Raw genomic sequence first — 13,640 nt, 5'->3', positions numbered from 1 at the left:
TAATATTTTGAAGCAGATAGATAGAAAAAAACTCAGGGCTGTGTGCTCTGTGTTGTTTGTGCTTTATATAATCTGTATCGTTTACTTTCTTATTTTCAGCGATATGTTTGGCAGAGGGGGATATGATGAACGCAGATACAATCTTCACCCTCTGCAGGAAATACAGCGATTTATCACATACGGTGATCAGATGTCGCCAATGAGTGTATTTCTGAATCTCTATGGCAATATAATCGCATTTATACCGTTTGGTATGCTGCTCAGATGGGCGAGAAATAAGAACACGACATTTGTACAGGCTCTGCTGTACTCTCTGGGATTTACACTTGTCATAGAGACGGTGCAGTACATAACCAAACTGGGTGTGTTCGATATCGATGACATCATCATGAATACGCTTGGTGGAGTCATAGGATATTGTATATATTACGTTACAGCAAAACTTATCAGGAGATATCATGCAAAGAAGTAAGGAATTCAAAGTTTCGACACCGGGTCTGCCGACGGACACCATAATTGGATACTTTTTGGGCGGATTTGGCGGAGTGTTTGTGGTCATATCCATCATAAAATCCATACTTACCCAGGGAAAGGTACAGAGGGTGTACGGAGTCCTCATGGTCAGCGCGATGCTGATGGCATTTACAGGCTTGGTATTCTCGGCCATAGGCTACAGGGCGGACAACGGAGGTATAACAAACAAGAAGATGGCGATCATACTTAATGTTATAGTTCTTGGAGCGTCTGTTATATTTTTATTGATGGGATTATAGAAAGGGCATGCGATGAATTATTATAAGAATCTTACAGAAGAATATGATGATATAGAAGAGCGCTATGAGCTTATCATGGAACGTGTGAGACAGATAATCCATGAATCACTGGTAAAGGAGCCGTACAGAGATTATTTCAGTCATGTTGCCGGATTTATAGCTAGAATAGGAGATGTTCTGGAACTGGTAAAAAATGACGCACTGCCAGACAGGAGCCTTGATCAGCTTCAGGCGATGAACCATGGGCTGTACAATGATATACTGGGAGACAACTACAATAGAAGCTATGCAAATTACAGATATATCATGGGTGAGTTTTCAAAGGATTACACCCGTGACAAAGAGGAGATAAAGCGCATCGCCCAGCTTCTGGGATTTGTGTACAACGAGATAAGAGGAATGACAGTGTACGCGTTTGAGGGCAGAGTGGTTGACATAACTTTGTTTGCGGAGCTGTTTGTCCAGATATATTTCATGTTTCAGGATGATTTTTCCGTGAAGGATCTGGAATCCGCTGTGTATTATTTTGAGAACGATTATGCCGAGTTTTGGATCACGTACAGGATAAGAGAGCAGCTTGACCCTGATCTCACATTTGCGACGGATATCATTATGAACAGCGATTTGGGCGATGTCACGTATCTGTACAGATATGGAGAGTATGTTGGAAAAAATGAGATCGACACGGCGATTTTCATGAGTACCCTGCCGGATTCAGAGATAGAGGCCATGGCAAAAACATTCACCGAGGGATACAGACTGGGATTCGAGGCTGCCGGAATAGATCTCTCGAAGAAGAAAACTGTAAATATCCGATATTTCCTTGGACAGGAGAGGATGATAAGAGCCGCGATACTGCAGTTTGAGCAGATGGGTCTGAGGCCGATATGCTACCGATATGCGGCAAACAGGATCAACAGGAGACTTATACACAGGATAGGTTATTCGTCAAGCGTTCCTAACAGACAGCTCGAGTACGATCACAGGATGGATGAGGCACTCTTCATGGACAAGAAGCTCATGGAGAGAAAGCTGGAGGTGCTCAGACAGGCATACAAGAATATGGCCTATGAGGCTTCAGTATATGCGGGTCCTGCGGTGGTCGAGGTGTTCGGCGAGAACCCATTTGAGCCGGAGAACAGTGAACTGAATCCTGTGCTCGACAAGAAACAGCAGGAGGCTGCGATCTCATACCGCACAATGAATTCACAGATCGTAAATGAATATATAGCCCAGGATCAGTGCAGCTTCACTATAATAGCATACCCTGTGCCGGAGATCGGAGATAGATACAGAGATATATTCAGGGATACTGTCAGGATCAACACACTGGACAATGATCTGTTCAGGGCAATCCATCAGAGTATGATAGATGAGCTTGATAAGGCTGAACACGTGAGGGTTGTCGGTCAGGGAGCAAATGTGACTGATATGACCGTTATGATGCACGAGATGACAGATCCATCGAAGGAGACCAACTTTGAGAACTGCGTAGCCGATGTGAATATACCTGTTGGAGAGGTGTTCACTTCACCGAAGCTCACCGGAACCCACGGAATATTAAACGTAAGTGAAGTATTCCTGGACGGCCTGAAATATGTGAATCTCAAGCTTACATTTGAGGATGGAAAAATAGCGGACTATACATGTGACAACTATCCGGATACGGAGAAGAACAAGGCGTATATAAAGGAGAATCTTCTGGGCGGAAGGGATACACTTCCTATAGGAGAGTTTGCAATAGGAACAAATACGACAGCATACGTCATGGCAAACAAATATGACATAGTGTATAAACTGCCTATCCTCATAGTTGAGAAGATGGGGCCGCATTTTGCTGTGGGAGATACATGCTATAGCTGGAGTGAGGAAAATGTGCTCCACAATCCTGATGGCAAGGAGATCGTGGCAAAGGACAATGAGTGTTCTATTCTGAGAAAAACAGATGTGTCAAAGGCGTATTTCAACTGCCATACAGACATAACAATACCTTACGATGAGATAGGAGGAATATATTCCGTTCATCCGGATGGAACTGAAGTTCCGATCATCGAGAAGGGCAGATTTGTCCTGCCGGGAACAGAGAAGCTCAATGAAGCGCTGGATCAGGCATAGACAGCCTGGCGATTATGAAAAAAGACCTATAGGACAAAAAGAGACAGATATCTATTTCAGTCGAAATAAATATCTGTCTCTCTTTATGTATATATCTTTGTTCTGATACTGAAGATTACTTCAGTATGGACATTCTCTTGTATCTCTTGTTTGAGTAAAGTGCCGTGTCTGCCTGTGAGAGTAGATCCTCGATGGTCTGTTCTCCATCGCAGACAAATTCAGTAACACCAACGCTCATCTCTATGAAGTATGGCTTGCCACAGGTTGCGTTCAGCTCGGCTGAGAAATCCTTGATCTTGCGCTGCACTTCGGTGACGTAATCGGAGTCGTCTATAAATGCAAAGCATACGAACTCATCGCCGCCTATTCTACCGATGACATCATGTGGACCAAAGCTCTGGGACAGGATGTTCGCGATGTTCTTGAGGGCGAAGTCACCGTCCTTGTGTCCAAATTTGTCATTTACAACTTTCAGTGAATCCATATCAGCGAAGAGAAGTATGGCCTTCATTCCACAGTTTGACGGAATGTTGATATAGTATTCAACCCGCTCCATAAATCCACGTCTGTTATATATACCCGTCAGCTCATCTGATGTCGACAGGTGGTTCAGAAGCTCGTTCTTCTCGTGGATCTCGTTCAGAGACATCCTGAGCTGTTCCTGCGTGATGTTCTGCTCACGGAGCAGCGACATATATTTCAGTGCTGCACCGAGCTGCAGGCTGGTGGAATATATGGAACTGAAGTGAGCCACATCTGTGTTGCATATGAACACTCCGTGGTGATCCTCGTTTGTAAATATAGGAACTATGACGGATGTAAAACGCTTGTCATAGTATGTATATTCGTTGTCAAAAATCTCTACAGAAGGAACCCTTCTGGACTCTCCAAAAAGCACCTGACAATTGTTCGGGTTGAAGAAAGCCTGAAGGAAGACTGACTTTGGAACGATCCAGCTTCCCGTGTCTGTGATGCGCACAGGATCGTCGTAGGTGTAGATGTAAGCTCCTTCGTAATTCAGCCCCTGAAGCTTGTGGAGGATGGATGTGTATGTCTTGCCAAGATCCTCGCCGTATGTCAGGGTGTCACGGGTTATGTATATTGATGACCAGCCCATCATCTTGTTCTCGTATATCGTGTTGTAAAGCTGATTCGAGATGAAGAGTGATATGGTGTTGGTTATGGTCGTGTTAAGTCTGTTGAACTGGAGACTCTTGGCTGCAGACAATTTACAGCTTGAGAAGATGGAAGCCAGTTCACGGAACATGTATGCTGTTTTCTGGACAGAATAAAAATCGGTCAGGTCAGATTCGAGAATACATTTGAGTTCATCGATGATCTTGTTCTGTGGGTACTCCGTATCAATGTCGCTCTTGATCACGGATACTATATCAATGAGTATCCTGTTGTATGCGGACATGACCTTGGAGGCAAAGAAAGAATCTGCGATCTCTCCGAAGAGTCGTCCGTCGAGAATATCGATGATGTCCGGTATGTCAAGATCCAGTAAATGTCTGCCGGCATCTATCAGGTCACTCTCTGTGCACAGGTGACAGCAACAGGACAGTCTGTTTATAAGTCTGGAATCCAGAGTCTCGGATTTCATGTTGCCGGTCTGGGCAAGTCTCACCGCCGCATACACTGCACGGAAACCGAGTTCACAGGAATTGATATTGACTGTGGTGAGGGGGGGATCCATGTTGACGGAAGATGGTGAATCGTCAAAACCGATGACTGACATGGTTTCTCCTATGCGTATTCCTCTGGCCTTGAGCTCTGCGTAACCGCCTATTGCCATGCGATCATTTGCAAATACGATGGCATCCGCATCAGGGTTGGCATCCAGAAGCTGTGCAGTCTCCTCCTGACAGTATTCTGCGAAGTCGCCGTGTATTATCATGCGGTCCTCAACGCTGAGTCCGTTCTCAGAGAGAACCTCTCTGTATATCTTGAGTCTGAGATTGCTGTCGGTGTTGTCATCCTTGCCTGCAACAAAGCATATATGCTTTCTCTTGTGTTCTTTTATGAGATGTTCTATGGCATCCCTCATTCCTCTTGAATTGTCTGTTCTGATGCATGGATATCCCGGAAGCTTCTCCTCCAGTGTGAGGATAGGTATTCCATCAAAATGGGAAAGGAAAGAATTCATGTCCTTCTCCGATAACAGAGATGATATAGCTCCGACGGAGATGATAAGTGCGTCCAGACACTCAGGATGTGCATAGTAGAAAATCGAATTATACTGGTAATCATACAGTTGATTGGCAGGATCATAAAAGGAGGCATTCAGAAACATGCCCGGAAATACGATGAGATTGCAGTCAAGTTCCTTTGCTGCGTATTCAGCTCCTTTGCAAACCTCTGTTGCGTAATCGTTATCAATATGACATGTAAAAATACCGATGTTCAATCTGTTGTTGGTCATGCGGGTGCTCCTTTAGTAACTGCTTTTGCTGTAGTATAATCGACTGTTATATATTGCGGATAGCTATAATCACAATATATTGTGATTATACCACACGTTCACCACATTATCAATTTGTAATCATCTCAATCTTTACAAAGTATTCGATATAATCTATAATTTATTGGAATATTTGAAAAGGTGCCGGTGCGCCTTGTACAAAACAGATAACAGGAGGATAAGAAATTGGATTACAAGAATGCCGGAGTAGATATTGAAGCTGGATACAAGTCTGTGGAGCTTATGAAGAAGCACATCAAGACAACCATGAGACCCGAGGTACTTGGCGGAATTGGTGGATTCGCAGGAGCTTTCAGTCTCGCTAAGATCAAGGATATGGAAGAGCCTATACTTCTGTCAGGAACAGATGGATGCGGAACAAAGGTTCAGCTCGCTTATATTATGGATAAGCATGACACCATCGGAATCGACGCAGTGGCAATGTGTGTGAATGATATCGCATGCTCTGGTGGAGAGCCACTTTTCTTCCTTGACTATATAGCATGTGGCAAGAACTATCCTGAGAAGATTGCAACTATAGTAAGCGGCGTTGCAGAGGGATGCAACCAGTCAGGAGCTGCCCTCGTAGGTGGTGAGACAGCAGAACATCCGGGACTTATGCCTGAGGATGAGTACGACCTTGCAGGATTTGCAGTAGGTGTTGTTGAGAAGAAGGAGCTTATTACAGGAGAGAGCATTAAGCCTGGAGATACACTTATAGGTATCGCTTCAAGTGGAGTGCACAGCAACGGTTTCTCACTTGTAAGAAAGGTTTTCGAGATGACAAAGGAATCTCTTGATACATATTACGACGAGCTTGGCAAGACACTCGGTGAGGCACTTATTGAGCCTACAAGAATCTATGTAAAGGCTCTCAAGTCAGTGAAGGATGCAGGCATTACGATCAAGGGATGCAGTCACATCACAGGTGGTGGATTCTATGAGAATATCCCAAGAATGCTTCCAGACGGAGTTCGTGCTCAGGTTAAGAAGGATTCATATGAGGTACCGGCTATATTCAAGCTTCTCGCAAAGAAAGGCGATATAGATGAGCATATGATGTACAACACATACAACATGGGAGTTGGTATGTGTCTTGCTATAGACCCTGCAGACGCAGATAAGACTATTGCAGCTATAGAAGCTGCCGGCGACAAGGCATTTGTTCTCGGTACAGTTGTAGCTGGTGAAAAGGGAGTAGACTTATGCTAAAGGTTGCAGTTCTGGTATCAGGCGGCGGAACCAATCTCCAGGCCATCATAGATGCCATAGATAATAAAGTCATAACAGATACGGAGATAGTTGCGGTCATAAGCAACAATAAGAATGCATTTGCTCTTGAGAGGGCGAAGAAGGCGGGGATAGCAGCGGAGGTCGTAAGCCCTAAGGATTACGCGGACAGAGCTCGATTCAACGAGGCACTTCTCGCAAAGCTTCAGGAGACCGGAGCGGATCTTATAGTTCTCGCAGGATATCTTGTGGTCATACCTGAGATAGTGATAGATGCATATCCGAATAAGATAGTCAACATACACCCATCACTCATACCGGCATTCTGCGGAACAGGCTACTATGGACTTAAAGTTCATGAGGCAGCCCTTGCAAGAGGTGTCAAGGTAGTGGGAGCTACGGTCCATTTTGTAGATAAAGGCACTGACACAGGTCCGATCATCATGCAGAAGGCAGTTGCAGTACAGAATGGTGATACACCGAAAGCTCTGCAGCAGCGTGTGATGGAACAGGCTGAGTGGAAGCTTCTGCCTGCGGTTATAGACAAGATCGCCCATGGCAAAGTACATGTTGAAGATGGAATTGCAGTTGTAGAAGATTAGGAGGAATATCCATGAAAGTATTGGTAGTAGGAAGCGGCGGAAGAGAGCATGCTATAGTTACAAGTATTTCAAAGAGTGATAAAGTATCCAAGATATATTGTGCACCTGGCAACGCAGGTATCGCAGCACTTGCAGAGTGCGTTGATATAGGTGTGATGGATTTTGACAAGCTGGTTGCATTTGCAAAGGATAAGGCAGTTGATCTGGTTGTTGTTGCGCCGGATGATCCGCTTGTTGCAGGTGCGGTCGATGCATTTGAGGCAGCCGGTATCAGAGCATTCGGACCTCGTGCAAATGCAGCGATCATAGAGGGCTCAAAGGCGTTCTCCAAGGATCTCATGAAGAAGTATGGCATACCTACAGCGGCTTATGAGAACTTTACAGATGCCGATTCAGCGCTCAAGTACCTTGAGACAGCCACATTCCCTATAGTTTTAAAGGCTGACGGACTTGCACTCGGCAAGGGTGTTCTCATATGTAATGACCTTGAGGAGGCAAAGGCAGGCGTCAAGGAGATCATGCTTGACAAGCACTTTGGTTCAGCCGGAAATACCATGGTAATAGAGGAGTTCATGACAGGACGTGAGGTATCAGTCCTTTGCTTCTGTGATGGAACAACGATCAAGCCTATGACTTCAGCACAGGATCACAAGAGAGCAAAGGATGGAGATCAGGGACTCAACACAGGCGGAATGGGAACATTCTCCCCAAGTCCTTTCTATACAAAAGAGATAGACGAGTATTGCATGGAGAACATCTACAAGCCAACCATGGTTGCCATGAAGGCAGAGGGCAGAGAGTTCAAGGGAGTTCTGTTCTGCGGACTCATGATGACACCAAATGGTGTTAAGGTTCTCGAGTACAATGCAAGATTTGGCGATCCTGAGGCTCAGGTAGTTCTTCCTCGTATGAAGAATGATATTATCGATGTCATGGAGGCATGTATCGACGGAACACTTGATAAAGTTGATCTTCAGTTTGAGGACAATGCGGCAGTGTGCGTAGTTCTTGCATCAGACGGATACCCTGTATCATATGAGAAGGGCTATCCTATACATGGACTTGAGAAGTTTGATGGCAAGGATGACTACTTTGTATTCCATGCCGGCACAAAGTTTGACGGTGATCAGATCGTGACAAATGGCGGCCGTGTACTCGGTGTTACAGCAAAGGGCAAGGATCTTTTCGAGGCTCGTGCGAATGCATATGCTGCGACAGAGTGGATCACATTTGACAACAAGTACATGAGACATGATATAGGTAAGGCTATAGACGAGCAGTAATCTATAGATATATATTTACGGAAGAGGTTTTGAGAGAATTTGTCTCAAAACCTCTTTTGTATTCCTGTAATATATATGTTATAATGAAGCACGCTGATGCGTGCGTAGGTCATCGCGCTTACGCACGACGACATATGCTATAATGAAGCGCATAAAATCCTAGATTATTTAGATTTGAGGTGGACTGAATGAAATTACCGTACAGCAAAGAATCTGACATAGTTATAAAAGAGGCAAACAGGGTGGCGAGGAAGCTTGGACAGAATTTTGTCGGAAGCGAGCATTTTATCGTTGCACTGGCATCTGTAGCAGATACAACAGCGTACAGTATTCTGAACGAGAATGGTCTGGATATAGTTAAGATCATAGATGCGTTGAAGTATACATTGGAACCCGGTGGAGTAGTCACAGGGGAGAGAGACAAATATACGATGAGCGCAAGAAGGATTCTCGATGACTCACAGTATGAGGCGAGAAGACTCAATTCCCAGGAGGTGGGAACAGAGCATATCCTTCTGGCACTTATAAAGGAGACAGACTGTGTAGCTGTAAAGCTTATGGCATCAGAGAATGTAAATATCCAGAAGGTGTACACAGACATACTTCTGGCCTGTGGAAGCGATGCGAATACGGCAAAGAGAGAATATGCAGCACTGAAAAAGTCGAGAAATAAGAGCAAGACATCCACACCTACACTGGATCAGTATTCCAGAGATCTGACACAGGAAGCACGGATGGGCAATATGGATCCGGTCATCGGACGTACAAAAGAGATAGAGAGAGTCATGCAGATACTCAGCAGACGAATGAAGAACAATCCATGTATGGTCGGAGAGCCGGGTGTTGGAAAGACTGCTGTTGTGGAGGGCATAGCATATCTCATAGCCCACGATGAAGTGCCGGATACTGTAAAGGGTAAAAGGCTTCTTTCGCTTGACCTTTCAAGCATGGTTGCCGGTTCCAAGTACAGAGGAGAGTTTGAGGACAGGATAAAGAAGGTCATCGGAGAGGTCATATCGGATGGCAATATCATATTGTTTGTGGATGAACTTCACACACTCATAGGGGCAGGCGGTGCCGAGGGTGCAATAGATGCGTCCAATATACTGAAGCCGTCCCTGTCACGCGGCGAGATCCAGATGATAGGTGCTACGACTCTGAACGAATATCGGAAGTATATAGAGAAGGATGCGGCCCTTGAGAGAAGATTCCAGCCGGTGTACGTGGATGAGCCTACAAGGGATGAGGCAGTGGAGATACTCAAGGGACTCAGACCATGCTATGAGCAGCATCACAATGTCGATATAAGCGATGATGCGGTTGAAGCTGCGGTGGATCTGTCCATCAGATATATAACAGACAGATTCCTGCCGGACAAAGCCATAGATCTTATGGATGAGGCATGCTCCAGAAAGAGGCTCGGATTCTCATCGGACAGACATAATTATGAGAAGAAAAAGGCTGTGGAGGCTGAGCTTACAACGCTCAACGACGATCTGGAGAAGGCACTCATGGCTGGCAATATAGAGGCGGCGGCAGAGGTGAGCGCGAGACAGAAGGAGCTTGCAAAGAAGAATGCAAGAAAGCAGTCTTCCAGCCAGAGAAATATCACAGTTCAGGAGAACGATATTGCGGATGTTGTGTCCGTGTGGACCAAGATCCCTGTGAGCAAGCTCACGGAGAAGGAGTCAAAGAAGCTTGAACGCCTTGAGAGTGAACTTCACAAGAGGGTAGTTGGCCAGGAGGAGGCTGTTACAGCCGTATCACGTGCTATCAAGAGAAGCAGAGTCGGACTTAAGGATCCGAAGAGGCCGATGGGATCATTTCTGTTCCTCGGACCTACAGGTGTCGGTAAGACAGAGCTTTCCAAGGCTCTTGCAGATATAGTATTTGGAAGTGAGGATGCCCTGATAAGAGTTGACATGTCGGAGTACATGGAGAAGCACAGCGTGTCCAAGATGATAGGTTCACCTCCGGGTTATGTAGGCTTTGAGGAGGGCGGACAGCTCAGTGAGAAGGTCAGGACCAATCCGTATTCTGTTGTGCTGTTTGACGAGATAGAGAAGGCTCACAGCGATGTGTTCAACATTCTCCTTCAGGTACTTGATGACGGACACATAACGGATTCCCAGGGAAGAAAGGTGGATTTCAAGAACACCATCATAATCATGACCTCCAATACAGGGGCACAGGGTATAGTTGACCCTAAGCAGCTTGGATTTGTCACGGTAAGCGATGAGACAAAGGAACATGAGAAGATGAAGAGCAATGTAATGGATGAGCTCAAGAGAACCTTCAAGCCGGAGTTCCTGAACAGAATAGACGACATAATCGTGTTCCATGCCCTGAGCGAGGCAAATGTAAAGGATATAACCGGACTTATGTTAAAGGAACTTAAGAACCGTGTCCAGACACAGATGGATATTGAGCTTAAGTTCACCGACCATGCAAAGAAATATATCTTTGGAAAAGGCTATGACAAGAAGTACGGAGCAAGACCACTCAAAAGGGCTATCCAGACATATGTGGAGGATGTGCTTGCGGAGGCGATGCTTAGAGGTGATGTCAAAAAAGGTGATACAGTCACAGTGTCAACGAAGAAAAAGAAGGAAGCCGACGGGAAAACCACTGAGAAAATATCACTTACAGCGAAACAAAAGACAGAGGATTGATGTCGGATTAGATATTTGTGATGTGAGCATGATATACAGTAGTGCAAAGTGCGGAAAATTAAGCAGTAGAAATTAATATGAAATATTGGTGAAAATGCATAATTTTGTAGAAAAAAAGGATGCATTACTGTATAATGAAAATCACTAACGGATAGTATACAGAGATTATTGATATATATCAGGATATTATTGCGATAGAGTTCAGATCATACAACAACAACAGGAGGATAAGATCAATGTCAGTAGTAAATGAATTGATAAATGCACAGGGGGAGTCATTGGAATTCGGTAATTATGAGCTTGGAGCAAAGACCAAGAAGGACGGTTTTGAGTTCCAGGGAGATATCTACAAGATAAAGACTTTCAACGAGATCACAAAGCTTGAGAAGAACGGAATGTTCGTATATGAGTCAGTACCGGGAACAGCAGTACATGGTTTCAAGGCTGATGAGAACGATGTTACATTTGTAGTTGAGGGACCAGAGAATGCGTCCATCACACTTGAGCTTGAGCCTGAGACAGAGTACAAGGTTCACGTAGACGATGTATATGTCGGCAAGAACAAGACCAACCTCGGTGGCAAGATGAGCATAAGCGTAGATCTTGAAGAGGGCAGACCAGTCAAGGTTGATGTTAAGAGAGCATTTGACTAATATAGCATACACAGGAGATATTTATGGCAAAAGGAAAACAGGTGTTTTTTTGCCAGGAATGTGGATTCGAATCGACAAAATGGATGGGGCAGTGCCCCGGCTGTAAAGCGTGGAATTCATTTTGCGAGGAGAAAGTGACAGTAGGCGCCAAGAGCCAGTCCGGTAGAAGGGCTGTCGTGGCGCCTACAAGCATTTTGGAGGTGGAGACCACCGACGAGACGCGTTTTACCACAGGAATAGGCGAATTAAACAGAGTATTAGGCGGCGGGATAGTGAGCGGATCCCTTGTGCTGGTTGGAGGAGATCCGGGTATAGGTAAATCCACCATATTGCTGCAGATGTGCAGGAATATGTCAGAGATGGGACAGAAGATACTTTATGTGTCAGGTGAGGAGTCCCTTTCACAGATAAAGATGAGGGCAGAGCGTATCGGAAATTTTACAAAGGATATGCTGCTTCTCTGTGTCAACAATCTCGAGGATGTGGAGGAGTATGTCAAGAAGGACACTCCAAAGGTCATTGTTATAGATTCCATACAGACCATAGTTACGGATGACATGGAGTCTGCACCGGGAAGTGTATCCCAGGTAAAGGAAGTTACAGCCAGACTCATGAGGATGGCGAAGCAGACAGGGATCGCCATATTCATAGTAGGACATGTTACCAAAGAGGGAACCGTGGCAGGCCCAAGAACCCTTGAACATATGGTAGATACAGTTCTCTATTTCGAGGGCGAGCGTAATGCCGGGTTTAGAGTCCTTCGTGCAGTAAAGAACAGATTTGGCTCGACAAATGAGATCGGTGTATTTGAGATGAAGGGAACCGGACTTGCAGAGGTGAAGAATCCGTCACAGCTTATGCTGGATGGAAGACCTGATGACACATCCGGGTCTGTAGTAGTATGTACAATGGAAGGAACAAGACCGATATTGCTTGAGATCCAGGCTCTGGTGTGCCAGTCAAGCTTCAATCTGCCAAGAAGAACAAGTGTGGGACTCGACTACAACAGGGTAAATCTCTTGCTTGCTGTTCTTGAGAAGAGAGGCGGCATAGTTATGGCGGGCTGTGATGCATATGTGAATATAGCCGGAGGTATGCGCCTTGATGATCCGTCGGCAGATCTGGGAATAGTATTTGCTCTTGTATCAAGCTTCAAGAACCGTGCCATACCTTCTGATATGGTCATGTTTGGAGAGATGGGACTTTCAGGCGAAGTGCGTGGAGTGTCAGGTGCTGAGCAGAGAGTACGCGAGGCCGCAAAGATGGGATTTAAGACCTGTATCATACCGAGATCCAATCTGGACAATGTGAAGAAGATGAAAGACCTTGGAGACATGAAGGTGGTAGGTGTCGCAAATATACAGCAGGCACTGGAGTATATATAGAAGAAAATATTCAATCATATAAAGCACGATAATAGCGGTGAGCATGGCCACAGTATCATTTGGTATTGTGGCCAAAATTATTTCGTGTAAAATTCAATAAAAGTGCTTGACTTTGCCAAATGATGGTGGTATCTTATAAAAGCTGTCGCGTGAGACGGTGTCAGAAACATCTATAAAGCATCAGATTTTGAGATTTATTCGTTATATAATCACCCGGTTATGATACGAAATCAGTTCATAAGAGCTGACGAAATGACTTGAAAAAAGATGAAAAAAGTTGTTGACATTAAGAAATGAATGTGATAGTATTTAGAAGTTGTCGCTGAGAGGCGAGGACATAAAGAACCTTGAAAAATTAACAACATGACAACCCTGAAATTCCAAACAAGAATTTCAAGAACGTCGGATCAGAGATGATATCAAAGATCTAACAAACCAATAACAGTAAAGATGGTTAGGAAAA

10 protein-coding genes are annotated in these 13,640 nt (G+C 44.9%); 9 read left to right on the top strand and 1 reads right to left on the bottom strand.

Annotated elements, in window-relative coordinates; translation table 11 throughout:
• Positions 1-7: 7 nt before the first annotated feature.
• From ABUA31_RS09145 to ABUA31_RS09135, 3 genes are read left to right on the top strand one after another with little or no spacing between them, the layout of a single operon-like run.
• Positions 8-472, top strand: coding sequence for a VanZ family protein (locus tag ABUA31_RS09145; protein WP_055223402.1), 465 nt, complete (start codon positions 8-10; stop codon positions 470-472).
• Positions 459-773: a hypothetical protein gene (locus ABUA31_RS09140; protein ID WP_015535076.1), complete on the top strand. Its 315-nt coding sequence runs from the start codon at positions 459-461 to the stop codon at positions 771-773. Before ABUA31_RS09145 ends, ABUA31_RS09140 begins: the two co-directional genes overlap by 14 nt.
• A gap of 12 nt (positions 774-785) precedes the next feature.
• Positions 786-2,888, top strand: a complete 2,103-nt coding sequence (locus tag ABUA31_RS09135) for an aminopeptidase (protein WP_349093179.1) — start codon at positions 786-788, stop codon at positions 2,886-2,888.
• Positions 2,889-3,003: 115 nt separating this feature from the next.
• Here the strand turns inward: ABUA31_RS09135 and ABUA31_RS09130 are convergent, their stop codons facing one another.
• Positions 3,004-5,313 carry a diguanylate cyclase gene (locus ABUA31_RS09130; protein ID WP_349093181.1) on the bottom strand — a complete coding sequence of 770 codons (2,310 nt, stop codon included), beginning with the start codon at positions 5,311-5,313 and terminating at the stop codon, positions 3,004-3,006.
• Positions 5,314-5,538: 225 nt separating this feature from the next.
• On the opposite strand from ABUA31_RS09130, the gene purM reads away from it, so the two are divergent.
• The 6 genes from purM to radA all read left to right on the top strand — a co-directional run bounded on the left by purM (position 5,539) and on the right by radA (position 13,177).
• The gene (purM, locus tag ABUA31_RS09125) at positions 5,539-6,564 is read left to right on the top strand and encodes a phosphoribosylformylglycinamidine cyclo-ligase (protein WP_118758333.1); all 1,026 of its coding nucleotides are present in this window, start codon (positions 5,539-5,541) and stop codon (positions 6,562-6,564) included.
• Complete coding sequence (gene purN, locus ABUA31_RS09120; RefSeq protein ID WP_118758334.1) at positions 6,558-7,184, top strand: phosphoribosylglycinamide formyltransferase; 627 nt, start codon at positions 6,558-6,560, stop codon at positions 7,182-7,184. The genes purM and purN overlap by 7 nt, the downstream gene beginning before the upstream one ends.
• 11 nt (positions 7,185-7,195) lie before the next feature.
• Positions 7,196-8,467, top strand: a complete 1,272-nt coding sequence (gene purD, locus ABUA31_RS09115; protein WP_349093184.1) for a phosphoribosylamine--glycine ligase — start codon at positions 7,196-7,198, stop codon at positions 8,465-8,467.
• Positions 8,468-8,655: 188 nt separating this feature from the next.
• On the top strand, positions 8,656-11,139 hold the full coding sequence (locus ABUA31_RS09110) for an ATP-dependent Clp protease ATP-binding subunit (RefSeq protein WP_022216881.1): 2,484 nt from the start codon (positions 8,656-8,658) through the stop codon (positions 11,137-11,139).
• 236 nt (positions 11,140-11,375) lie between these two features.
• Entirely contained in the window at positions 11,376-11,792 is a 417-nt protein-coding gene (locus tag ABUA31_RS09105) for a hypothetical protein (RefSeq protein WP_022216880.1), read from the top strand.
• 23 nt (positions 11,793-11,815) lie between these two features.
• Positions 11,816-13,177: a DNA repair protein RadA gene (radA, locus tag ABUA31_RS09100; RefSeq protein ID WP_349818720.1), complete on the top strand. Its 1,362-nt coding sequence runs from the start codon at positions 11,816-11,818 to the stop codon at positions 13,175-13,177.
• Positions 13,178-13,640 lie beyond the last annotated feature (463 nt).

The organism is Coprococcus sp. RTP31081st1_H1_RTP31081_211007, from assembly GCF_040227275.1.
Lineage (GTDB): Bacteria > Bacillota > Clostridia > Lachnospirales > Lachnospiraceae > Coprococcus > Coprococcus aceti.
The sequence above is the reverse complement of the archived record's forward strand: the minus strand, read 5'-3'. Positions and strand labels throughout refer to the sequence as shown.

Excerpts from the sequence above, each read along its gene's own strand:
- ABUA31_RS09140 (WP_015535076.1), top strand. The coding sequence starts at position 459 with ATGCAAAGAAGTAAGGAATTCAAAGTTTCGACACCGGGTCTGCCGACG.
- ABUA31_RS09135 (WP_349093179.1), top strand. The coding sequence starts at position 786 with ATGAATTATTATAAGAATCTTACAGAAGAATATGATGATATAGAAGAG.
- ABUA31_RS09130 (WP_349093181.1), bottom strand. The coding sequence starts at position 5,313 with ATGACCAACAACAGATTGAACATCGGTATTTTTACATGTCATATTGAT.
- purN (WP_118758334.1), top strand. The coding sequence starts at position 6,558 with ATGCTAAAGGTTGCAGTTCTGGTATCAGGCGGCGGAACCAATCTCCAG.
- purD (WP_349093184.1), top strand. The coding sequence starts at position 7,196 with ATGAAAGTATTGGTAGTAGGAAGCGGCGGAAGAGAGCATGCTATAGTT.
- ABUA31_RS09110 (WP_022216881.1), top strand. The coding sequence starts at position 8,656 with ATGAAATTACCGTACAGCAAAGAATCTGACATAGTTATAAAAGAGGCA.
- ABUA31_RS09105 (WP_022216880.1), top strand. The coding sequence starts at position 11,376 with ATGTCAGTAGTAAATGAATTGATAAATGCACAGGGGGAGTCATTGGAA.
- radA (WP_349818720.1), top strand. The coding sequence starts at position 11,816 with ATGGCAAAAGGAAAACAGGTGTTTTTTTGCCAGGAATGTGGATTCGAA.